This window comes from Paraherbaspirillum soli (genome assembly GCF_042654985.1).
Lineage (GTDB): Bacteria > Pseudomonadota > Gammaproteobacteria > Burkholderiales > Burkholderiaceae_D > Paraherbaspirillum > Paraherbaspirillum soli.
This window is the reverse complement of the sequence record NZ_JBHSMT010000008.1, coordinates 307,284-326,857: the sequence shown is the minus strand read 5'-3', so window position 1 is coordinate 326,857 and position 19,574 is coordinate 307,284. Positions and strand designations below refer to the sequence as shown.

Here is a 19,574-nt window from a genome sequence, read left to right as displayed (position 1 = left end):
CCGTCTCTGGATATTTGATCTAGCATTGCCATCATTGCTAGCAAATGGAGCTTATGTGGCTACTCTGACGATTCGAAATTTCGACGATGATCTGAAAGCCCGTTTGCGTATCGAGGCGGCCTTGCATCAGCGCTCGATGGAAGAGGAAGTGCGGGTGATTCTGCGGCGCGCATTGACCAAGCCGAACGAACAGGGCGGCATCGGCAGCCGCATCCATCAGCGCTTTGCAGTCTTGGGCGGGGCCGAACTCGACCTGCCTGAACGCCAGGAAAAGCCGTGCCCGGCGGACCTGCCCGAATGATGGTGCTCGATACCAACGTCTTGTCTGAACTGATGCGTCGACAGGTTGAATGGAGAACGCAATGGAGAACGCAACGCCGCCGCTATCCCGGTTTCTACCCAGGCGCAAGGCACTGCATACCGTGCTGCCGATATGCTGGCTAGCGCTAAGCTCAGTAGTCCATAGCGAAACGCTGCAGAATTGGTATCACGATCCATTTATCCAGGTGCGCAACGCGGTGGCCGATTGCCCGCTGCCGCTCGGTCCGTTTTCCACCGAGGCCGAAGCCAAAAAAGAATCGCACTCGCGGGTCGAGCGCGGCAACAGTTGCTGGCTCGCCGGCAAGTGCAGCAAGCCGAATTCATATCTTTACGATGCGGCGATTGCGCAATCGGTGCAGGCGCATTTTGCCCGCGATCCCGCCTTTGCCCGCAGCAGCTTGTGGCTGACGTTTCAGCGTCGCTTTGTGTGGGTCGAAGGCTGTAGCGCCGACCCGGCCATCGATGCTGCGGCGCTGGAAGCTTTCGTCCGCGCCGAGCCCGACATAGAACGGGTGATCGTCAATCTCAGGCCGGTGGGCAGCCGGCAGGTGCCGTATCCGGTGGCGCCGCAACGTTGAGGTGGCTTCAATTGCGCCGCGGCTGAGATAATATGCTTGTTTTTCAGCAAAATTGAAAAGTGGGCACTCGCCCGCGAACGCGGTACATCAACTCCCGAGGAAAATACATGCAGATCAAAGCCACTATGATGTCGTTGACGATAACCATCGCCTTTGCATGCGCCGGCGCGGCCCATGCGCAGGAACAAGTGGTCAAAATTGCCCATGTCGGCCCGATTACCGGCCCGGTCGCGCACGTCGGCAAGGACAATGAAAACGGCGCGCGGATGGCGGTCGAGGACTTGAACGCCAAGGGCGTCACGATCGGCGGCAAGCAGATCAAATTTGTATTGCAGGCGGAAGACGATGCCAGCGATCCCAAGCAAGCCGCCACGGTCGCGCAAAAACTGGTTGATGCCAATGTGGCGGCGGTGATCGGCCATCTGCAATCGGGCACGTCGATCCCGGCTTCGAAGATTTATTTCGATGCCGGCATTCCGCAGATTTCGCCCTCGGCCACCAGCGCCAAATACACACAACAGGGCTTCAACACCACCTTCCGCGTGGTCGCCAACGATATCCAGCTGGGCGCCACCTTGGGCCGCTATGCGGCGCAAACCCTGCACGCAAAAAATATCGCCGTGATCGATGACCGCACCGCTTACGGTCAGGGCCTGGCCGAAGAGTTCATCAAAAACGCCAAAACCAACGGCGTCAATATCGTTGCGACCCAATATACCAATGACCGGGCCACCGATTTCACCGCGATCCTGACCGCGATCAAGGCCAAGCAGCCGGACCTGGTTTTCTTCGGCGGCATCGACGCCAGCGCCGGCACCATGCTGCGCCAGATGCGACAGCTCGGGATCAGCGCCAAATTCATGGGCGGCGACGCGATCTGCACCTCGGCCTTGCCGCGTCTGGCTGGCGAAGGCTTGATCGACGGCCGGGTATTCTGCGCGATTGCCGGCGGCGTCGAAGCCTCCGGTCAGAAAAAGATGGACGCGTTCAAGAGCGCATACAAGAAGCGCTATAACGCCGACATCGTGCAATACGCGCCGTATTCGTACGATGCGGTGATGACCATCGCCGACGCCATGCAAAAAGCCGGTTCGACCGATCCGAAAACCTTCCTGCCGGCATTGAGCAAAATCAAGCACGAGGGTGTCACCGGCACCATCGCCTTCGATGACAAGGGCGATATCAAGAACGGTACGCTGTCGATCTACACCTATAAGAATCGCGAGCAAACATTACTGTCGGTGATCAAATAAGCGGCATTCCGAATTGAACGGCAAGTAAAAAAGGAGGCGCAAAATTTGCGCCTCTTTTTTTAACCATTCATAGTTGACCGCAGACTACTGACAGAAACTGTCAGTAGCGTGGCCTAAGATGGCGCTGTCAACATTCACAGGAGATAGTTAGCATGCGCCTTTACCACAGTCCGCTGTCATCCAACGCCCGCCGTGCCGTCATGACCGCGGTTCACCTGAACCAGCCGGTCGAGCTGGTCAGCATCGACTTGTCCAGCACGGAGCAGCGCAAGCAACTGCTCGCGGTCAATCCGAACGAGAAGATCCCGGTCCTGGTGGATGGCGATTTCATCCTCTGGGAATCATGCGCGATCATGCAATACCTGGCGGAAAAGACGCCGGGGCAAACGATTTATCCGACCGACCTGCATGCCAGGGCCGACGTCAACCGCTGGCTGTTTTGGACGGCACAACATTTTTCCCCGGCGATCGAGATTCTGAATTGGGAAAATTGGATTAAAGCGATGATCGGCGCCGGCGCTCCCGACGCGGCCGCAATCAGGCACGGCGAAGAACAGCTGGCGATATTTGCGAGCACGCTGGATGCCCACTTGGCCGGCCGCGAATGGGTTGTCGGCTCCGGTTTGACGCTCGCCGATTTTGCCATCGCGGCGCCATTGATGTCGACCGTTATGGCCAAGCTTCCGGTGCGCCAGTACCGCAACTTGCAAGCGTGGTTTGAACGGGTGCAGGCGCTTGACGCCTGGCAGAAGACGGCTCCGTAAAACAACGGTGCGCGCTCAACTCATACGTGAGTTGAGCGCGTCACGGGTTCGGCGGTGACAAATTTTTACTCGCCGTTTACAAGCTGCTGCCATTTTTTTAGGGAATCTTTATTTTTGAACTGCTAGCCTGTAACCATGTTCACAACCTAAGCAGGTTCACTATGCGTCGCGCCCTTTTAAGATTGGTGCAATCCGATATCCATCGCCAGCATGATGGGTCCCGACTCTCCGCAACAACCATCGCATCCCCCGGCCGCTACCCATCAGCGGCAAGCAATGCAGCGGCAATCCAGACCTCCGTGCCGCCAGCAATTTCCGCCAGCATTAGTTCCATTTCCTCCGCCCCGTCACGCAGCATGCAGCGCACCGTTGCGCCCGCCGGCGCAGCACATCGCGGCTTCATGATGGATATCACGGTGGAAGCAGATTGTGCCGGTCAGTTGCGGCATCTGTTGACCGGTACTTGCGGCGACCTGGTGTCGTTCATGCAAACCCAGACCATCGATCACGCCAGGAAGATCAAGCTGTGTTTCTGCGTCAGCGCCCCGGCGTGGAATTTGATCATGAGCGCCATCATGCAGGCGCTGCCCAGTGCCGAATTCGGCCGCATCACACGCCATTAAGCCGCTCCTTGATGCGCTTGCCGCACATGGTCTTACTCGACTATCGTGCCGAAAACATAAAGCGCGCCGGCAATTTTTCTCCATTCATTTTTTTCAAATCATCCAAAAAACATGCTCCCCTTCGATGGCATCTGGGTTCCGCTGGTCACCCCTTTTCACAACGGCCGCATAGATTTTCTTTCGACCCAACGCCTGGTCGAAAATCTGCTGCAAGCCGGGATTCACGGCCTGGTCGCATGCGGCACCACAGGCGAAGCGGCGACCCTGAGCGACGATGAACAAACAGCGCTGTTGGCCGCGGTGCTGGAGGCCGCCGATGGCCGCTGTCCGGTGCTGATGGGCCTCGGCGGCAGCGATACCAGGGCGGTGGCGGCAAGGGCGGCCGGCTTGCGCGATGCGGCGCTTGCCGGGTTCCTGATTTCTGCGCCGTCCTACGTCAAGCCATCGCAACAGGGGATACGTCTGCACTTCCAGACGATTGCTGCAGCCACCGATCGGCCCATCGTTCTTTACAATATTCCCGGCCGCACCGGCGTCAACATCGAGCCGGCAACGATGCGTGCGCTGGCAGCCGATCCGCATTTTGTCGCGGTCAAGGAATCCGGCGGCAGCGTGTCGCAACTGACGGCATTGATCAATCAGACGCCGCTGAAGGTACTGAGCGGCGACGATAGCCTGTTGTTGACCACACTTTGCCTCGGCGGTCACGGCGCGATTTCTGCCGCGGCACACATTCGCCCCGATCTGTATGTCCAAATGTTCGACCTGGTGCGTGCCGGGCAGCTGGCGCACGCGCGCGCGATTTTCAACGCGCTGCTGCCATTGATCGAGCTGCTGTTTTCCGAACCCAACCCGGGTCCGGTGAAGACGGCGCTGGCAATTCAGGGGAAAATCCATGAAGAATTGCGCTTGCCGATGACGCCGATGTCCAGCGCCGGCAAGGAAAAAATGGCCCGTGCCCTGGAGCAGTTGGCGGCAATCCCGAACGCGACTATGGCGGCCCGGCAGACGCGGATCGACGCCGATGGGGACCATGCTTTCAACGGCCTCTCTCAGACCGAGAGCGGCATTCACTAGTGAAGGACGCATGATCATCACAACGGTGAACGAAGGGAATGACGCGGAAAGCGCCGTTCTCGCAAATAACCTGGCGGTGCTCAGGGGGCTGGCCGGCCGCAATGTATTGTTGATTTCGGCTGACGCCCAGGAGCCGATGGACGCTGCGCTGACGGCAGTCGACATCAAACCGAGAGCCTCGGCACGCACCATATGCCAGCAGGATTTTCCGGCGGAACTTGAACGCCTGCTGCCGAGTTACAACGATGTCGTGATCGACACCGCCGACGGCGATTCTGCGGCAAGCAGATCGGCATTGACGACAGCCCGGGTCGCGCTGATCCCACTCCAAGCCGGCAGCATCAATTCGAATGCCCACCGAAAAATTATCGAGCGCATCGAAACCGGCCGCCTGTCCAATCCGAACTTGCGGGTACTCGCCGTGATCATCGGAGCGGTCAATGACTTTGCCGATGACACAGCCGATAAGATCCAGGCGTTGCTGGACAGGATTCCTGCCGCGAAGTCGGTTAACACAGCGATCCACGGCAGGCTGGATGTGTTCGAAACGCTGGAAGCCGGCCTGTCGACGGGCCGACAAAAACCTGCCGACGCCCGCACCATCGCGGATATGTCGGCGCTATACAGAGGAATATTCAGCGCCTGAGCGTGCTCGCTTGGTGCCTGCTGCGCGTCTATCCATCATTCCGATTTCGATTCGAAACGATCACAGCGTCAAGGCCTTGCCGACATCCTGGGCCTGACGGCGTGCCAGGGCCAGGTTGGATTTGGCGTGGTCCAGCGCATAGTAAAGAAACAAACCCGGCTTCTGCGGCAGCAAGCGGAGAATATGGTACTGCTTGCCCAGGGTAATCAGGATGTCCTCGATTTCGTCAATTACGCCGAGTGCCTTATTGGTTTTCATGATGGCGCGCACCACTTCGGTGTTGCCTGCCGCGGCGATTTCAAGATCGCCCCCGCTACCGGCCGAACCGAGCATCATGCCGCTGCTGGCGTCAACCACCGCGCAGCCTAATGCGCCGTCCAGATCGAGCAAGTTGTTCAAGGATTCTTTGATGTTTGACATTACGGCTTTCCTTTCTGAAGATAAATGCGTGGTCTGATTACCACGCACGATACAAATCCGGCCACCTCTAAAAATCTACTGCAAGGTTTGGCAAACTCGCCAATCTTGGTGCTGCAGAGGTGACATATTCGTCGCTGTACCTCCGTACAGCTGCGCTTCTCCCCCCGACCTTGGGCCGCTCGCTACGGTTTTTCGAGGCGCCCATCAGGTGCTGGCGGTTTTCTCGGAAAACCCCCGGGCAGTGACATTCAGTGCGCCGAGGGTCGCGGCAGCCTTGCCCAGTTGGACCAAAAGCAGCTCAATCCCGGCCAGCTTAAACAACGTGATCACGATTTTTCCGGACTGCGCATCGACCAGCAGCGCCTTGTAGCCATCCATTTGAGATTCCGCCTGCAACGCTGCGGCGATCCCGAACAGTGAACTGCTCATCGCGCAGATGTGATCGGGATTAATCGACGCCGGCAATCTCACGACGATCCCGAGCCCGTCGGTGGTGCATATTGCGGCGCCGTCCAGGTATTGCGATTGCTCGACAATCTGCTCCAGTTCCTGTTCGCACCATTGAATGTGTTGTGGCGTCAAATGCATGTTTTCAGGCTTCCACTGGCGAGACGGTTTGCAATAGCCGCAGCAGGGATGCAATGACTGCGCGACTGCCGGCGAGTTGGGTGGCGTTCAGGGCGATCACCTGATTCATTTCGAGCTCAAAATAGGCGGCCACATCTTCTGTTTGCCACGCGTCTTCCAGCTCCGACTTGGTGACGCCGATCACAAACGGCAGCGGCTTGCGGCTGGTAATGAATTCAAGAATGCGGCGCGCATGAGGAAAATCCTGCGGCCGGTTGGCGGCCACCATCAGCACCAGGCCAAGCGTGCCCTGGCACAGGATGTCCCACATGAAATCAAAACGCGCCTGCCCCGGCGTCCCGCATAAATGGATGGTTTGCCCGCCTATCTGGAGCACGCCGAAATCGAGGCCGACGGTGGTGTGCGTTTTACCGATTTGTTCGCTGCTCCTGGCTTCGGTACTGATGCAGTAGGCGTCGGTCAGGGTCGTTATCAAACTGGTTTTTCCTGCGCCGACGGGGCCGGAGATAACAATTTTCAGGGCTTGTTTGGTCATCATTCAAATAGCGATATCAGACGCTGCACGAGGGTAGGGCGTAAACGTGCGGCATCGTTGTGCCGATCTGCGCTGGTGGCGGCATTGCGAAAGGCCCGCATCGGGACAATCACGTCGGCTTCCCTCAGGCGATAAAGGTAAAAGCGGACCTTTTCAAGGTCTTCGCCCAACAAGCGCGCCAGTTCGGCGGCACTGGCGCCCAGCGTCAGCTCAAACGAACTTTGCTTCACGAAATGCTGCAGCACCTCATTGTTCAGCGGCAGATTCCTGCCGCTTAAAATAAATCGCGTATCGGCATGGGGCAGCAGCTTCTGGATGCTGGAATGATGGAACACTGAAGACTTTTCCTGTGCATAAGAGGCGCCATCGACCGCAGACGGGTTATTTGCCACGGCCGCCAGTTCTTGCAGATCAAGATGGAAATTCTTGCGCAGCGGCGAGGTATCTTCGGGCAGATACCGAAAGGTGCCGGTAGTCGCCGACAGCAGGCGGGCCAGCACGGTCCTGGCTTGATCCAGGCGGCCGTAATCGGTGCTGTTCATCTGTAGCGCGGTCAAGCCCTTGGCCGATACATGCACGTAATACTGGTTGCCATCGCAAATATCGACGTGGATCACGCCTGGCCGTCTACGTGCCAGACGGGTCAGGACCAAATGCAAGGAAAAATCCGAAAGCCGACCCCATATCGCCATTTCCACTCCAATCATGAAAAAGACCCAGGGCGCAGTACGCTCTGGAAAATATTTAATTAGGGCACCTCGAAAAACCTACTGCGCGGCCCAATCTCGGGGCTGCGATGCTCACCCACTCCGTACGGCTGCAGGTGTCGCAACATCGTCGCCCCGACCTTGGGCCGCTCGCTACGGTTTTTCGAGGTGCCCATTACTTCCACTTGAAGCCGTAGCCGGCCTGGACTCCTACTTCCTTGCCTGTGGTGCTGATACCGGCACCCCAGGAACTGCTGCCGCTTGCGCTGACCGCCTTGAATTGCAAGGCCAGCGCGGTGTAACCCCGGTAAGCACCGATGCCGGCGCCGAGGCCTTTTTCACCGCGATCCAGCGGCGGCATCACCGCGCCCGACATCGCCATGCCCATCGCCACGCCGGAGTAGGCGATCCGCGCAACGTTGCCCACTTGATCGGAAACTTCGCGCAACTGCGACAGGTTCACCGCATCGGTCGAATTGATGCCGGCGGCGACATTGGTCAAGCGGCGCTCAGTGCCGGCGGCGCCGACCGACACCGTGTTGGCTTGATCGGCGACCGAATACGCCCCCAGCGCCACCGAACGATTCCCGGTTGCCTGCGCCCCCGCGCCCAAGGCCACCGCATCGTTGCCCGACGCCAGCGAGCTGTCGCCCACCGCTACTGTCGGATCGCCGGTGGCTCGGGCGTTATGGCCGATCGCGACCGCGCCGGCGCTGGATGCAACCGAACGGAAGCCAATGGCGGTGGTATTGGTATCGGTCGCTTGCGCATTGGAGCCGATGGCGGTTGCGCCATCTTTGGTCGCCTGCGCGCACAAGCCGGAGCCGGTGGCATCGATGCCGTCGACTTTGGTGCAAGCGGACGGCAGGACGTTGGTCACCTCGTTGCCACTGGGACCCCGGGTCGGCACCGGGTCAGCGTTATTGCTGCCGGTGTGTATATCGCTCAAGCTTGACGACAATGAAGCGATATTGCTGTTGTTGGTGCTCAAGCCGGTCGACAGGGAAGTGACGTTGCTGCCGAGGCTGCTGACACTGGTCGACAAGGACCCGAGACCGGATGAAATCGAGCTCGACAGCGACGACAATTGGCTGACATTGACCGCATCGGTATTGGCCGTGCCGGGCGCCACATTGATGATCTGCCGCTCGCGGCCGATGCTGCCCACCGACACCACATTGCTGCGGCCGCCGTTGCTCGAACTGGCGCCGATAGCGGCAGAGTTGCTGCCCGTCGTCACCGACGCATCATCCGAGCCGTCTTTCTTGCCGTCGGCCTTGAAATAGTTCAGCGCGCCGCTGCCGTACACGCTGGACAGGCCGGTCGATAGCGAAGTCACATTGCTGTTGGTGCTGCTGAGGCCGGTCGATAGCGAGGTCACATTGCTGTTGGTGCTGCTGAGGCCGGTCGACAGCGAGGTCACGTTGCTGTTGGTGCTGCTGAGGCCGGTCGATAGCGAGGTCACGTTGCTGTTGGTGGTGCTGAGGCCGGTCGACAGCGAAGTCACGTTACTGTTGGTGCTGCTAAGGCCCGTCGAGGCGGAGGTCGACAACGATGTCAACTGACTGAAGTTGGTCGCATCGGTAGCTGCTGTGCCAGCTGCGATATTCGTGATTTTCTTGGCGCTCATGTCGATATCCGACTTGAATGTCGTCGCCCCGATGATCGTTATGCCGGTATCCCCCCTGAGCTGAAGCCCACCAGCGGTCAGGTTGATCTCCGACCTGAATACCTTTTTCGAATCGGCGCCTGTCACTGCTGACCCGATGATGTTTACGCCCACATCTCCTTTAAGCTCAAGGACGCCATTGGCGTAGCCGGTGATGCCTGCCGTCTCGACGGGGGCGGTTGTTGTCTCCGGAGCACGGCCAGTGGCATCGCCGTTGTTAGTGAGGTGAAAGGCCCAGTTAAAACCTTTCGAAGGAGGATCTGGACAAGTCTGTTTTGTGCCGGCGGCCACAGAGCCTGATCCCCATGAAACTCCATCCGAATAACCTGCCGAAGGACAGATTACTAGTCCACCGCCCGCATGCGCCTGTGCACTCAGCAACAACCCCGCGAGCGGTACTGCAGCACCGGTGCTCAAGCTCAACAGCGCCGCCGTGACCTGCGTCGACAAACCTTTCCGCACCGGCTTGGCGGCGCTGCAGTTGGACTTGCGCCCGCCTTCGCCCTGGCTGTTGGCCGGTTCGCCCGCCACGCACCACCGGCACCTGACTTTGTTCCGAATTGTGTGATAAATCTCATTCATCTTCGACCTCGGAGGGATTGTTCGAATCAACCATGCGGAATAGAGCAGGCGAGAGCGGCAGCAATCAGACAAGGGTTCAAGCACCCGGCATGCAGGCAATCGCGTGTCATGACGGCCCTGTAACGCCAACTGCAGCGGCCTGCTCAGCGCGGATGAGTTGTTAAAATTATCATCTCTGTCAGGCAAATAATGGCTACGCCATTTCCTATTTGCGATTCGGGAGAATCTTATTTTTCAGGAAGGGCAGCGCTGCCGGCTGCGCGCTATTGCGGTAGCATGTGGGCGATCCGATATCAGCCCACAACGCTCATCCTCCCAGATCACCTATGACCACCCCTATCCGCTGCGCCTGGGCCAATCCGGCCAATCCCCGTTACCTTGCCTATCACGATGAGGAGTGGGGCACCCCTTGCCACGATGAAGTGCGGCTGTTCGAGATGCTGAACCTGGAGGGCGCTCAGGCCGGCCTGAGCTGGGAAACCATCCTCAACAAGCGCGACAACTATCGGCTCGCCTTCGATGGCTGGGATGTCCAAAAAATCGCCCGCTACGATGAAGTCAAGGTGGCTTCCTTGCTAGCCGATGTGGGCATCGTCCGCAATCGACTGAAGATTGCCGCGACCATTACCAATGCGCAGGCGTATTTGCGCTTGCAGGCCGAAGTCGGCGGTCTGGCGCCGTTCTTGTGGGCCTACGTCGACGGCGTGCCGATTCATAACCAGTGGACGCTGCTGGGCGGCAATCCGGCCAAGACGCCGTTGTCGGACCGGATCTCGAAGGAGCTGTCCAGGCGCGGCTTCAAATTTGTCGGCTCGACCATTATTTACGCCTATATGCAGGCGATCGGGATGGTCAACGATCATTGCGTAGAGTGTTTCCGGCACGAGCAGCCAACAGGCTAGTTCCTTTCCGCTGCCAGCCCGGCCAAATATGCCGGCGGCGAATCGCGCTGCCGGCAGCCGCACAAGGTATCATCACGGCATTCTGCGATTCCGATAGATGTTGTTATTGCACTATCGCCTCTGCCATTCCGCTTTCCCTTACCTTTTCAGGACCCCCAGATGCCAACCGAAAGTTTTATCGCGGGCAAAGATGCCTCGCTCGAATCGTCGATCAGTTCCATGCAAGCCAAGCTGGAAAAACTCGGCTTTCATATCGAAGAACGTTCATGGCTGAACCCGATCGACGGCGCGTGGTCGGTGCACATCCGCGACCGCGATTGCCCGCTGCTGTTTACCAACGGCAAGGGAGCGTCGGAACAAGCTTCACGCGCCAGCGCGCTGGGCGAGTTTTTCGAGCGCCTGTCCTGCAATTATTTCTGGACCCATTACTATCTCGGCGAAAAAGTCGCGAACGGCGACTTCGTGCATTACCCTCGCGAACAATGGTTCAAGCTGAACGATGACGACGAGAGCTGGCCTCAAGGCTTGCTGACGCCGGAACTGCAGCAGTTCTATAACCCGGAAGGCACGGTCGACGCCACTACGCTGGTCGATTACAACTCGGGCAACGAAGAGCGCGGCATTTGCGCGATCCCGTATGTGCGCGAGCGCGACGGCGCGACGGTCTGGTTCCCGGTCAACATCATCGGCAACCTGTACGTCAGCAACGGCATGTCGGCCGGCAATACGCAAGCCGAAGCACGGACCCAGGCCTTGTCGGAAATCTTCGAGCGCGACGTCAAATTCCGCGTCATCAAGGAAGGCCTGTGCCTGCCGGACGTGCCGGAAGAAGTGATCGCCCGTTACCCGCGCATCGCCGCCGGCATTCGCGACTTGCGCGCCGCCGGTTTCGGCATCCTGGTCAAGGACGCCTCGCTCGGCGGCAAGTATCCGGTGATGAACGTGACCCTGCTCAACCCGCATGATCAAGGTTGCTTCTCCAGCTTCGGCGCCCATCCGCGTTTTGAAATCGCGCTGGAACGCGCTCTGACCGAATTGCTGCAAGGCCGGGCGCTGGATGCGCTGGGCGGGTTTCCGGAGCCGGGCTTCGACCTGGAAGAAATCGCCCACTCGCAAAACCTGGAAATCCACTTCGTCGATTCCAGCGGCATCATCAGCTGGAACTTCCTGCGCGGCACGCCGGACTTCGCGTTCAGCGACTGGAACTTCAGCAACACCACGGCCGAGGATTACGCCTGGTCGGTCGCCGCGATCCATGCCACCGGCCACGATATTTACATTGCCGATTTCAGCCATTTGGGCGTGTACGCCTGCCGCATCCTGGTGCCGGGCATGTCCGATATTTATCCGGTCGAAGACTTGGAATGGGACAACAGCAGTGTCGGCAACGACATCCGCGAGCCTATCCTGTTCCTGTCCGATCTGGACGATGAGGAATGCAGCGATTTGCTGGAAACCCTGAACGAACTGGGCCTGGCCGACCAGCGTCCGGTAGCGGCCTTGATCGGCCTCGCCGCCGATGCCGGCTCGCTCTGGAAAGAGCTGCGCGTGGGCGAGCTGAAAACCTTGCTGGCGCTGGCGATTGGCGATCTCGATGCGGTGCGCGAAGGATGCGACTGGATTCGTCATTTCAACCAGATCAGCGCCGAGCGCCAACTGGTGTACCGCTGCATCGAAAGCCTGATCGGTCTGGGCGACGCCGCGCCTTACGCGCCGGCGCTACAGCACTTGTACGGCGCGGCTACCGTGCAGCAGGCGCAAGCCTTGCTGAATCGCGAGCAGCGCTTTTTCGGCTTGAATGCGCCGGGCTTGAACCTGGACGGCTGCGAGATGCACCAGCGTTTGCTGACCGCTTACGGCAAGCTGCATGCGGCCAAGCTGTCCAACTGAATGGTGTTTTAGCTGCTTTGATTCAGACGCCGGTTTGCAGCACATGCGCGACGGCGTCGGTTAGCTGATCCACCAACTCCGGGTCCATGTACTGATATTCGTCAGGAATGTCTAATACATGAACCCGTTTGTTTTCAAGCAGGCGCGGGAATTCGGCCATGATGCGTTGCTTGTGTTTGCTCTCCATCACAAAAATGATGTCGGCCCAGCGGATGTCGGCTTCGCTGATTTTTCTGCGCGCATTCGGACTGGTGCCGGCCGATCGCGCCTGGATGCCTGGCTGGCGTCGCCATACCTGTTCGCCGGTGGGGCTGCGCCATTGATTGCGGCTGCAGACAAAGAGCAATTTGGTCATTGATAGGAATGCCGCTGACGGCAGGATAGTTGGATTGGCAGCATGGTACATGCGGACGCACGAGAAATAGCCATCGGCCGAATCCATATAATGCAACTCTTCCCGCCAATCGCCCATTCTGCTACATTGCCGCCATGCCTAAATTGACCCTAGACCGTATCCTGCAATCGCAGGGTTTCGGCACCCGCAAATACTGCCGCGAACTGATAGAGGACGGCGAAGTCGCGATCGCCGGCAATGTCGTTACCGATTACAAGGCGACTCCGGACACGGACGGCCTGACGTTCACCTTGTTCGACGAAGAGTGGATCTACCGCGAGCACGTCTACATCGTGTTGAACAAGCCGGCCAATATCGAATGCTCGCGCAAGCCTAGCCACCATCCGGGCGTGTTGAGCATTTTGCCGGAGCAATTCACCTGGCGCGATGTGCAGCCGGTGGGGCGGCTCGATCACGACACCACCGGCTTGCTGCTGATGTCGGACGACGGCAGCTTCATCCATGCCCAGTCGTCGCCGAAGCGGCATATTCCAAAACTGTATGTCGCCACCACCCACGATCCGGTGACGCCGGAGCTGGTCGCGCAATTGCTGGCCGGGGTCAAGCTGCATGACGAGCCGGGACCGCTGGCGGCGCTAAGCTGCCGCATGCTGGGCCAGCATGAAATCGAAATCGTGCTGGAGCAGGGCAAATATCACCAGGTCAAACGCATGCTGGCCGCCGCCGGCAATCATTGCTCGGCCTTGCGCCGGACCGCGATCGGCGGCTTGACGCTGGATGCGCTGGAACTGGAATTGGGAGAGTGGTGCTACCTGGAGCCGGAACATCTGGCTTTGCTGGCGCCTGCATAGCAAGCGAGTGTAGAAAGAAGCGTAGGGCGGAAAAGCGCTACGCTTTTCCGCCCTACGATTTTTTGCGCCTCTCTTAGTGCGAGCGGATCATGGTGCCGAACGCCTGCTCGGTCAGCACTTCCAGCAACAGCGAATGCTCGATCCGGCCGTCGATGATGTGAACCGTGTTGACGCCGGACTTGGCGGCGTCGAGCGCCGATGAAATTTTCGGCAGCATGCCGCCGGAGATGGTGCCGTCCTTGAACATTTCGTCGATTTCACGCGCCGACAGATCGGTAACCAGATTGCCTTGCTTGTCCTGCACGCCGGCGATGTTGGTCATCATGATCAATTTTTCGGCATGCAGGATTTCGGCGATTTTGCCGGCCACGACGTCGGCGTTGATGTTGTAAGCCTGGCCGTCGGCGCCGAAGCCGATCGGTGAAATGATCGGGATGAAGGCGTCATCCTGCAAGGCCTTGACCACCGCCGGATTGATGGCTTCGATTTCGCCGACGAAACCGATGTCCAGGAATTCGCCCGGCCGTTCCCGGTCCGGCATGCGGAACTTGCGGGCGCGGATCAGGCCGCCATCCTTGCCGGTCAAGCCGACCGCCTGGCCGCCGTAGTGGTTGATCAGCATCACGATATCCTGCTGCACTTCGCCGCCCAGCACCCATTCCACCACTTCCATGGTTTCTTCATCGGTGATCCGCATGCCTTGCACGAAAGTGCCTTGCTTGCCGATTTTCTTCAGCGCATTGTCGATTTGCGGACCGCCGCCGTGCACCACCACCGGGTTCATGCCGACCAGTTTCAGCAAAATCACGTCGCGCGCGAAACCGTGTTTCAGGCGCTCGTCGGTCATCGCATTGCCGCCGTATTTGACGACGATCGTTTTGCCGTGGAATTGACGGATATACGGCAACGCCTCGGCCAGAATTTCAGCTTTGATTTCCGGTGCGACGCTGGAAAGATCGTTAGTCAAATCGGGCATGAGCAGTCCTACAAGAGAGTTCTGGGAAAATTTGCAAAGACTGCAACTCGGGGGGAGTTATAAATCGGTGCGGGATGAATGTGCGCGATTTTACATGGAAAAACGGCGGACTTGTTGCGGCGATTTTGCCATTTGCCGCTTGTTGCCCCATAGGCATATGCTGCTGCAAACAACGCCGGTATCATGGCCTCGGTCATCGGGTTTTGCAGTCAAAGCCGACGGCTGTATCTTAATCGCAACGTGTGTGTGTCACGCCACCGTTGCTTCCTATGTAAAGGTTGAGCGCAATGGCGCAATGTCCCGGTTGTCAGCAGCAGTTCCAGTGCGGCGTCGAGCAGCATGCCGATACGCCGTGCTGGTGCAGCGCACTGCCGCCTTTGTTGAATCTGCCGCAAGCGGGCGGCGCAGCTGCTCCACAATGTTATTGCCCGGCATGTTTGCAGCGCCTGTGGGCTAGCCGCAACTACGCATCTCCTGTGCCGGGAAATCCGCTTTGATCTTGTCCAGCGCGGCTTTGGCCGGGGCGTCCAGGTTTTTCAGCTGGAAAGCTGTCTTGTGGGCGCTGGCCGAGCGGGTGCCGACGCGGGCGCCGTTGAGGCCCTTGCGCGCCAGGTTGGCCACCTGCTTCTGCGCCGCCTCTTCGGTTTTGAAAATGCCCAGCGAAATGCCGTAACGCAACGGCGTTGCATCCTGGATCACGAAAAATTCCGTAATCCCGAGCTGGCGTAAATCGTCGGCCTTTTTATCAGCCGCTTCCTTGCTGCCGAGCGGCGGCAGATACACCATGTGGCTGGCAACTTCCTGGATATCGCGGCGGGCCAGTTTGACGGCCGGCATCAGTTCCGCCCATTGGCTGGAGAATTTCCGCGCTTCGGCGGCATTGAAGTTGCCGATTTCGGTACAGGCGATCGGAGCCGTATCGGCGGCTACCGGCGTTGGTGCTGCTGGCGCGGCACTATCGGCGGCCGGGATGCGGTCGGCCGCCATCAATTTGATTTTGTCGGCTTGCAATTGTTTTGTTGCGCGCGCCGGTTCCCGGCCGTCGCTGTACAGACCGCCCAGATAACCTTGCTGTAGCGCAAACAAAGCTGCATTCACTGCCAGCAGCAGCCAGAAAATTAGTTTCAACATAGTGATTAGTGATTAATGCGTCCCGATTGCTGTTCCAAAGTGTGCCGCGGCAATTTGCAAGCCAAGCAGCACCAGATTATCGACTCTTTCATGCGCTATCGACAAATGCGGCGCAATCAAGGCCGCCGCGCCGCCGGCCACCACGCAGCGGATTTGCGCGCTGCGCTCCCGGCTGTGCAGCATGACCGCGCGTTCGATCGCGCCGGCCTGGGCGTTGATGCAACCGCTGATGATGGCGTCGTCGGTATTGTCGGCAAATGTTGCCGTCGGCGCCGCATGTTCCGTGCTCAGTTCCGTGATATGCGGCAATTGCGCGGTGCTGCGCGCCAGCGAGGCCGCCATCAGTCCGAGGCCCGGCAAGATCATGCCGCCGCTAAACCAGCCGTCGGCGCTGACCGCGTCGATCGTGGTGGCGGTGCCGCAAGTGGCGACGATCAATGCCTGTTGCGGGAACAGCTGTTGCGCCCCCAATGCCGCCGCAAAACGGTCGCAGCCCAGTTGCGCCGGAGCGCGATAACCGTTGCGCAAGCCGGCCAATTGCGGCAGCGAGGCAAACCACTCCGGCGTCAATTGCGCGCCGAAAGTGGCCGCCAGCAGCGCTTGCAAGCGAGCCCGCAGGGCATCGCCGGCGACATTTGAAATCAGCACCCGCGATACCGTCAGGCGCTGCCACGGCGCGGACAACTGGTCCAGGTCGGCATGCGCCGCCGAGCCTGATTGCAGCCAGTTGCCGGTCGCTGGTAGGGCAACTTCCGGTAACGCCGCCAGCGCCCATTTGAGACGGGTATTGCCGACATCGATCAGCAGCATGGCCATTATTCGGGGTCCTTCACGCGCAAGGAAATATCGCCGGCCATGATCGCGATCGGGGTGCTGTCCTTGTCCGTTTGCAGCAACAAGCGGCCAATCCGGTCTATTCCCAGCGCCGTGCCTTCGTGCAGCACCTTGCCGTGATCCAGGATCACCACGGTCTGACCGGCGTATGCATGCAGCCGGTTCCAGCGCTCGACAAAGACCGCCAGGCCGTCGCGTTCGAACTGCTGCATGTTGTGCGTCAGGCTGCTCAGCAGGACGCCCAGCAGCAAGTCCCGATCCTGGGCGGCCAGCGCTTGCAGGTTGGCGATGTCGCGCCCGATCTGTTGCCGTATTTCATCGGGAATCGCGATATTGATGCCGATCCCGATCACGGCCCAGACCTTGCCCTGCGCGGAGCTGGCGGTTTCGATCAGGACCCCGGCCAATTTGCTGCCGAAGCGCAATATATCGTTCGGCCATTTCAACTGTACGTCGACCCCGAACCCGGCCAAGGTCTCGGCAATCGCGACGCCGACCGCCAGCGGCAGTCCGACCAGCCCCTGCAATGGGCCTTCGAACGGCCAGGCCAGCGAAAACGTCAATGCCGCCGACGGCGCGGAAAGCCAGGCGCGACCGGCGCGGCCGCGGCCGGCGGTCTGGGTTTCCGCAACCAGCAAGGTCGGCCTGGTCAGCGCCGGGGGCATGCTGTCGGCGCCCACAGTGCCGATCCGAGCCAGCAGATCGGCATTGGTGGAGCCGGTTTCGGCCACCACTTCAATGTCGATTTGATCAGATTGGGGAGCGCCGAAGGTCGCGATGCGGGCGGCGGTCAAATGCGTTGCAGAGGGCTGCGAGGCAGGAAATTGGAAGCTCATGGCGCGCATTGTAGCGGGATGCGGGTTGCGACGAAATGGGGAGCCTCGAAACCCGCTATTGTTTGGCGGCGATGTTATTGCAATGGTAAAACAGCGCTAATGGCCTGCTGGCAATTCTCCCCAATTCTCCCTTACACTGCTGCGATGCCGAATCCAGCTTCTTCCACTCCCGTTCTCGAAATCACCGATGGCACCCTGATATCCGCGCGCGGACACTGGCAAGTGCAGGCGTTGACGCAGCCGGGCGCGCTGCGCGCAATCCAGGCCAGCCTGGAAAACCTGGGCCGCAACCAGGCGCTGCGCTGGGATCTGTCGCAAATCGCCGCGCTGGATCATATCGGCGCGCAATTGTTGTGGAATGCATGGGGCAAGGCGCGGCCGCCGCAATTGACGCTGGCGCCGCAACATCAGGATTTTTTCCAGCGCCTGGCCGCCGCCGGGGCGCTGGCCTTGCCGCCCAAACCGCCGCGCCGTCGCTTGTTCCAGGTGATTTACGCCATGTGGGGCGTGATGTTCGACCACCTGTCCGGCTTTATCGCGCTGCTGGGGCAGCTGGTGCTGGATTTCGGGCGCATGTTGCAAGTGCCGCAACGGGCGCCGTGGAAGGAAATTTCCGCCAATATTTACCATGTCGGCTATCAGGCGCTGGGCATCACCGCGCTGGTCGGCTTTTTGATCGGGGTGGTGCTGTCGTTCCTGTCGGCGCAACAATTGCACACCTTCGGCGGCGATATCTACCTGGTCAATATCCTGGGCATGAGCATCATCCGCGAGCTGGGCCCGTTGCTGGCGGCGATCCTGGTGGCCGGCCGGTCCGGCTCGGCGATCACGGCGCAGCTGGGGGTGATGCGGGTCACGGAAGAACTGGATGCAATGCTGGTGATGGGTTTGCCGCATGGCTTCCGGCTGATTTTGCCCAGAGTGCTGGCGCTACTGATCGCGATGCCCTTGCTGGTGATCTGGACCGATGCGATCGCGTTGCTGGGCGGGATGGTCGCGGCGCAATTGCAATTGGGTTTGTCGCCGACCTATTTCCTGCAGCAGCTGCCGGGCGCGGTGCCGCTGCCGAATTACTTGATCGGCCTCGGCAAAGGCGCGGTGTTCGGCGGCCTGATCGGGATGGTGGCCTGTCATTTCGGCCTGCGCATCGAACCGAATACCGAAAGCCTGGGCCACGGCACCACCACCTCGGTGGTCAGCGCAATCACCATCGTGATCCTGGCCGATGCGGTGTTTGCGATCATTTTCAGCGGCGTGGGGTTTTGATGAGCATTGCGACGCCGGTCATCGAAATCCGCAAGCTGTGGACCCAGTTCGGCGACAGCGTGATTCACCGGGATCTGGACCTGAGCATCGCGGCCGGTGAAATCGTCGGCCTGGTCGGCGGTTCCGGTTCCGGCAAGACCACGCTGGTGCGGCAGATATTGGGACTCAACCGGCCCACCCGCGGTCAGGTGCTGGTGTTCGGCACCGATATCAGCAGCGCCAATGTGGATCAAATGGCCAGGCTGCAAAATCGCTGGGGCATGCTGTTTCAGCAGGGCGCGCTGTTTTCGGCGTTGACGGTGCTGGATAATGTGGCGCTGCCGATGCGCGAGTTGCGGGCGCTGCCGCGCCGCCTGATCCGGGATGCCGCGTTGCTGAAGCTGCAAATGGCCGGCATCGGCCCCGAGCATGCGCTGAAAATGCCGTCCGAGCTGTCGGGCGGCATGATCAAGCGGGTCGCGTTGGCGCGCGCCCTGGCGCTGGAGCCGGAATTGCTGTTCCTGGATGAGCCGACCGCCGGTCTCGATCCGGCCTCGTCGGCCGCTTTTGTCGACCTGATTCGCTCGCTGCATCGGGATCTGCGCTTGACGGTGGTGATGATCACGCATGATCTGGAATCCCTGCTGGCGCTCTCGACCAAGATCGCGGTGCTGGCCGACAAGCATGTGCTGGCCTACGACACGCCGCAACAGGTGATGAAAATCAAGCAGCCATTTATCGAAAATTTTTTCCTTTCAGCCCATCATGAGCAGCAAGTCGGATAGAAGACA

23 protein-coding genes and 1 pseudogene are annotated in these 19,574 nt (G+C 59.6%); 13 read left to right on the top strand and 11 right to left on the bottom strand.

The window, feature by feature from the left end; all coding sequences use genetic code 11:
* Positions 1-55: 55 nt before the first annotated feature.
* From ACFPM8_RS04235 to ACFPM8_RS04205, 7 genes are all read left to right on the top strand, one after another.
* Positions 56-301, top strand: a complete 246-nt coding sequence (locus tag ACFPM8_RS04235) for a FitA-like ribbon-helix-helix domain-containing protein (protein ID WP_378995285.1) — start codon at positions 56-58, stop codon at positions 299-301.
* 61 nt (positions 302-362) lie between these two features.
* Positions 363-899: a BON domain-containing protein gene (locus ACFPM8_RS04230; protein ID WP_378995283.1), complete on the top strand. Its 537-nt coding sequence runs from the start codon at positions 363-365 to the stop codon at positions 897-899.
* 107 nt (positions 900-1,006) lie between these two features.
* Positions 1,007-2,152, top strand: a complete 1,146-nt coding sequence (locus ACFPM8_RS04225) for a branched-chain amino acid ABC transporter substrate-binding protein (protein ID WP_378995281.1) — start codon at positions 1,007-1,009, stop codon at positions 2,150-2,152.
* Between the two features lie 152 nt (positions 2,153-2,304).
* Complete coding sequence (locus ACFPM8_RS04220) at positions 2,305-2,916, top strand: glutathione S-transferase family protein (protein ID WP_378995279.1); 612 nt, start codon at positions 2,305-2,307, stop codon at positions 2,914-2,916.
* 356 nt (positions 2,917-3,272) lie between these two features.
* Positions 3,273-3,539: a hypothetical protein gene (locus tag ACFPM8_RS04215; protein WP_378995278.1), complete on the top strand. Its 267-nt coding sequence runs from the start codon at positions 3,273-3,275 to the stop codon at positions 3,537-3,539.
* A gap of 111 nt (positions 3,540-3,650) precedes the next feature.
* Entirely contained in the window at positions 3,651-4,616 is a 966-nt protein-coding gene (dapA, locus tag ACFPM8_RS04210; protein ID WP_378995276.1) for a 4-hydroxy-tetrahydrodipicolinate synthase, read from the top strand.
* A 10-nt stretch (positions 4,617-4,626) separates the two neighbouring features.
* Positions 4,627-5,262 carry a hypothetical protein gene (locus tag ACFPM8_RS04205; protein WP_378995274.1) on the top strand — a complete coding sequence of 212 codons (636 nt, stop codon included), beginning with the start codon at positions 4,627-4,629 and terminating at the stop codon, positions 5,260-5,262.
* Between the two features lie 60 nt (positions 5,263-5,322).
* Here the strand turns inward: ACFPM8_RS04205 and ACFPM8_RS04200 are convergent, their stop codons facing one another.
* From ACFPM8_RS04200 to ACFPM8_RS04175, 6 genes and pseudogenes are all read right to left on the bottom strand, one after another.
* Positions 5,323-5,682 carry a hypothetical protein gene (locus ACFPM8_RS04200; protein WP_378995272.1) on the bottom strand — a complete coding sequence of 120 codons (360 nt, stop codon included), beginning with the start codon at positions 5,680-5,682 and terminating at the stop codon, positions 5,323-5,325.
* Positions 5,683-5,886: 204 nt separating this feature from the next.
* Positions 5,887-6,270, bottom strand: coding sequence for a roadblock/LC7 domain-containing protein (locus ACFPM8_RS04195; RefSeq protein ID WP_378995270.1), 384 nt, complete (start codon positions 6,268-6,270; stop codon positions 5,887-5,889).
* A 4-nt stretch (positions 6,271-6,274) separates the two neighbouring features.
* Positions 6,275-6,808 carry a GTP-binding protein gene (locus ACFPM8_RS04190; RefSeq protein WP_378995268.1) on the bottom strand — a complete coding sequence of 178 codons (534 nt, stop codon included), beginning with the start codon at positions 6,806-6,808 and terminating at the stop codon, positions 6,275-6,277.
* Entirely contained in the window at positions 6,805-7,497 is a 693-nt protein-coding gene (locus ACFPM8_RS04185; RefSeq protein ID WP_378995266.1) for a hypothetical protein, read from the bottom strand. Before ACFPM8_RS04185 ends, ACFPM8_RS04190 begins: the two co-directional genes overlap by 4 nt.
* Before the next feature lie 190 nt (positions 7,498-7,687).
* Positions 7,688-9,142: a YadA family autotransporter adhesin gene (locus tag ACFPM8_RS04180; protein ID WP_378995733.1), complete on the bottom strand. Its 1,455-nt coding sequence runs from the start codon at positions 9,140-9,142 to the stop codon at positions 7,688-7,690.
* A gap of 492 nt (positions 9,143-9,634) precedes the next feature.
* Positions 9,635-9,763, bottom strand: a pseudogene (locus tag ACFPM8_RS04175) (ESPR-type extended signal peptide-containing protein); the annotation flags it as partial.
* A gap of 326 nt (positions 9,764-10,089) precedes the next feature.
* On the opposite strand from ACFPM8_RS04175, the gene ACFPM8_RS04170 reads away from it, so the two are divergent.
* Positions 10,090-10,665, top strand: a complete 576-nt coding sequence (locus tag ACFPM8_RS04170) for a DNA-3-methyladenine glycosylase I (RefSeq protein ID WP_378995264.1) — start codon at positions 10,090-10,092, stop codon at positions 10,663-10,665.
* A gap of 159 nt (positions 10,666-10,824) precedes the next feature.
* A complete protein-coding gene (gene ycaO, locus ACFPM8_RS04165) occupies positions 10,825-12,555 on the top strand; it encodes a 30S ribosomal protein S12 methylthiotransferase accessory factor YcaO (RefSeq protein WP_378995262.1) in 1,731 nt (576 codons plus the stop codon).
* Between the two features lie 22 nt (positions 12,556-12,577).
* On the opposite strand, the gene ACFPM8_RS04160 is transcribed toward ycaO, so the two are convergent.
* Positions 12,578-12,910, bottom strand: coding sequence for a low molecular weight protein tyrosine phosphatase family protein (locus ACFPM8_RS04160; protein WP_378995260.1), 333 nt, complete (start codon positions 12,908-12,910; stop codon positions 12,578-12,580).
* Between the two features lie 134 nt (positions 12,911-13,044).
* On the opposite strand from ACFPM8_RS04160, the gene ACFPM8_RS04155 reads away from it, so the two are divergent.
* The gene (locus ACFPM8_RS04155; RefSeq protein WP_378995258.1) at positions 13,045-13,761 is read left to right on the top strand and encodes a pseudouridine synthase; all 717 of its coding nucleotides are present in this window, start codon (positions 13,045-13,047) and stop codon (positions 13,759-13,761) included.
* Positions 13,762-13,834: 73 nt separating this feature from the next.
* Here ACFPM8_RS04155 and argB read toward each other — a convergent pair whose 3' ends face one another.
* The gene (gene argB / locus ACFPM8_RS04150; RefSeq protein ID WP_378995256.1) at positions 13,835-14,737 is read right to left on the bottom strand and encodes an acetylglutamate kinase; all 903 of its coding nucleotides are present in this window, start codon (positions 14,735-14,737) and stop codon (positions 13,835-13,837) included.
* A 287-nt stretch (positions 14,738-15,024) separates the two neighbouring features.
* On the opposite strand from argB, the gene ACFPM8_RS04145 reads away from it, so the two are divergent.
* Entirely contained in the window at positions 15,025-15,234 is a 210-nt protein-coding gene (locus tag ACFPM8_RS04145; protein WP_378995254.1) for a cysteine-rich CWC family protein, read from the top strand.
* On the opposite strand, the gene ACFPM8_RS04140 is transcribed toward ACFPM8_RS04145, so the two are convergent.
* From ACFPM8_RS04140 to ACFPM8_RS04130, 3 genes are read right to left on the bottom strand one after another with little or no spacing between them, the layout of a single operon-like run.
* Positions 15,191-15,868, bottom strand: a complete 678-nt coding sequence (locus tag ACFPM8_RS04140; protein ID WP_378995252.1) for an SPOR domain-containing protein — start codon at positions 15,866-15,868, stop codon at positions 15,191-15,193. The two genes, ACFPM8_RS04145 and ACFPM8_RS04140, sit on opposite strands and share 44 nt — an antisense overlap.
* Positions 15,869-15,880: 12 nt before the next feature.
* Positions 15,881-16,684 carry a type III pantothenate kinase gene (locus ACFPM8_RS04135; RefSeq protein WP_378995250.1) on the bottom strand — a complete coding sequence of 268 codons (804 nt, stop codon included), beginning with the start codon at positions 16,682-16,684 and terminating at the stop codon, positions 15,881-15,883.
* Positions 16,684-17,538, bottom strand: coding sequence for a biotin--[acetyl-CoA-carboxylase] ligase (locus ACFPM8_RS04130; protein ID WP_378995248.1), 855 nt, complete (start codon positions 17,536-17,538; stop codon positions 16,684-16,686). Before ACFPM8_RS04130 ends, ACFPM8_RS04135 begins: the two co-directional genes overlap by 1 nt.
* 144 nt (positions 17,539-17,682) lie before the next feature.
* On the opposite strand from ACFPM8_RS04130, the gene ACFPM8_RS04125 reads away from it, so the two are divergent.
* Both ACFPM8_RS04125 and ACFPM8_RS04120 read left to right on the top strand, forming a co-directional pair.
* Positions 17,683-18,804 carry an MlaE family ABC transporter permease gene (locus ACFPM8_RS04125; RefSeq protein WP_378995731.1) on the top strand — a complete coding sequence of 374 codons (1,122 nt, stop codon included), beginning with the start codon at positions 17,683-17,685 and terminating at the stop codon, positions 18,802-18,804.
* Positions 18,804-19,568: an ABC transporter ATP-binding protein gene (locus ACFPM8_RS04120; protein ID WP_378995245.1), complete on the top strand. Its 765-nt coding sequence runs from the start codon at positions 18,804-18,806 to the stop codon at positions 19,566-19,568. The genes ACFPM8_RS04125 and ACFPM8_RS04120 overlap by 1 nt, the downstream gene beginning before the upstream one ends.
* The last annotated feature ends 6 nt before the right edge of the window (positions 19,569-19,574 follow it).

Excerpts from the sequence above, each read along its gene's own strand:
- ACFPM8_RS04160 (WP_378995260.1), bottom strand. The coding sequence starts at position 12,910 with ATGACCAAATTGCTCTTTGTCTGCAGCCGCAATCAATGGCGCAGCCCC.
- ACFPM8_RS04215 (WP_378995278.1), top strand. The coding sequence starts at position 3,273 with ATGCAGCGCACCGTTGCGCCCGCCGGCGCAGCACATCGCGGCTTCATG.
- ACFPM8_RS04135 (WP_378995250.1), bottom strand. The coding sequence starts at position 16,684 with ATGGCCATGCTGCTGATCGATGTCGGCAATACCCGTCTCAAATGGGCG.
- ACFPM8_RS04190 (WP_378995268.1), bottom strand. The coding sequence starts at position 6,808 with ATGATGACCAAACAAGCCCTGAAAATTGTTATCTCCGGCCCCGTCGGC.
- ACFPM8_RS04120 (WP_378995245.1), top strand. The coding sequence starts at position 18,804 with ATGAGCATTGCGACGCCGGTCATCGAAATCCGCAAGCTGTGGACCCAG.
- ACFPM8_RS04125 (WP_378995731.1), top strand. The coding sequence starts at position 17,683 with ATGCCGAATCCAGCTTCTTCCACTCCCGTTCTCGAAATCACCGATGGC.
- ACFPM8_RS04140 (WP_378995252.1), bottom strand. The coding sequence starts at position 15,868 with ATGTTGAAACTAATTTTCTGGCTGCTGCTGGCAGTGAATGCAGCTTTG.
- ACFPM8_RS04205 (WP_378995274.1), top strand. The coding sequence starts at position 4,627 with ATGATCATCACAACGGTGAACGAAGGGAATGACGCGGAAAGCGCCGTT.
- ACFPM8_RS04185 (WP_378995266.1), bottom strand. The coding sequence starts at position 7,497 with ATGGCGATATGGGGTCGGCTTTCGGATTTTTCCTTGCATTTGGTCCTG.
- ACFPM8_RS04130 (WP_378995248.1), bottom strand. The coding sequence starts at position 17,538 with ATGAGCTTCCAATTTCCTGCCTCGCAGCCCTCTGCAACGCATTTGACC.
- ACFPM8_RS04180 (WP_378995733.1), bottom strand. The coding sequence starts at position 9,142 with ATGAGCGCCAAGAAAATCACGAATATCGCAGCTGGCACAGCAGCTACC.
- ACFPM8_RS04225 (WP_378995281.1), top strand. The coding sequence starts at position 1,007 with ATGCAGATCAAAGCCACTATGATGTCGTTGACGATAACCATCGCCTTT.
- ycaO (WP_378995262.1), top strand. The coding sequence starts at position 10,825 with ATGCCAACCGAAAGTTTTATCGCGGGCAAAGATGCCTCGCTCGAATCG.
- ACFPM8_RS04200 (WP_378995272.1), bottom strand. The coding sequence starts at position 5,682 with ATGTCAAACATCAAAGAATCCTTGAACAACTTGCTCGATCTGGACGGC.
- ACFPM8_RS04230 (WP_378995283.1), top strand. The coding sequence starts at position 363 with ATGGAGAACGCAACGCCGCCGCTATCCCGGTTTCTACCCAGGCGCAAG.
- ACFPM8_RS04195 (WP_378995270.1), bottom strand. The coding sequence starts at position 6,270 with ATGCATTTGACGCCACAACACATTCAATGGTGCGAACAGGAACTGGAG.
- ACFPM8_RS04145 (WP_378995254.1), top strand. The coding sequence starts at position 15,025 with ATGGCGCAATGTCCCGGTTGTCAGCAGCAGTTCCAGTGCGGCGTCGAG.
- dapA (WP_378995276.1), top strand. The coding sequence starts at position 3,651 with ATGCTCCCCTTCGATGGCATCTGGGTTCCGCTGGTCACCCCTTTTCAC.
- argB (WP_378995256.1), bottom strand. The coding sequence starts at position 14,737 with ATGCCCGATTTGACTAACGATCTTTCCAGCGTCGCACCGGAAATCAAA.
- ACFPM8_RS04155 (WP_378995258.1), top strand. The coding sequence starts at position 13,045 with ATGCCTAAATTGACCCTAGACCGTATCCTGCAATCGCAGGGTTTCGGC.
- ACFPM8_RS04170 (WP_378995264.1), top strand. The coding sequence starts at position 10,090 with ATGACCACCCCTATCCGCTGCGCCTGGGCCAATCCGGCCAATCCCCGT.
- ACFPM8_RS04220 (WP_378995279.1), top strand. The coding sequence starts at position 2,305 with ATGCGCCTTTACCACAGTCCGCTGTCATCCAACGCCCGCCGTGCCGTC.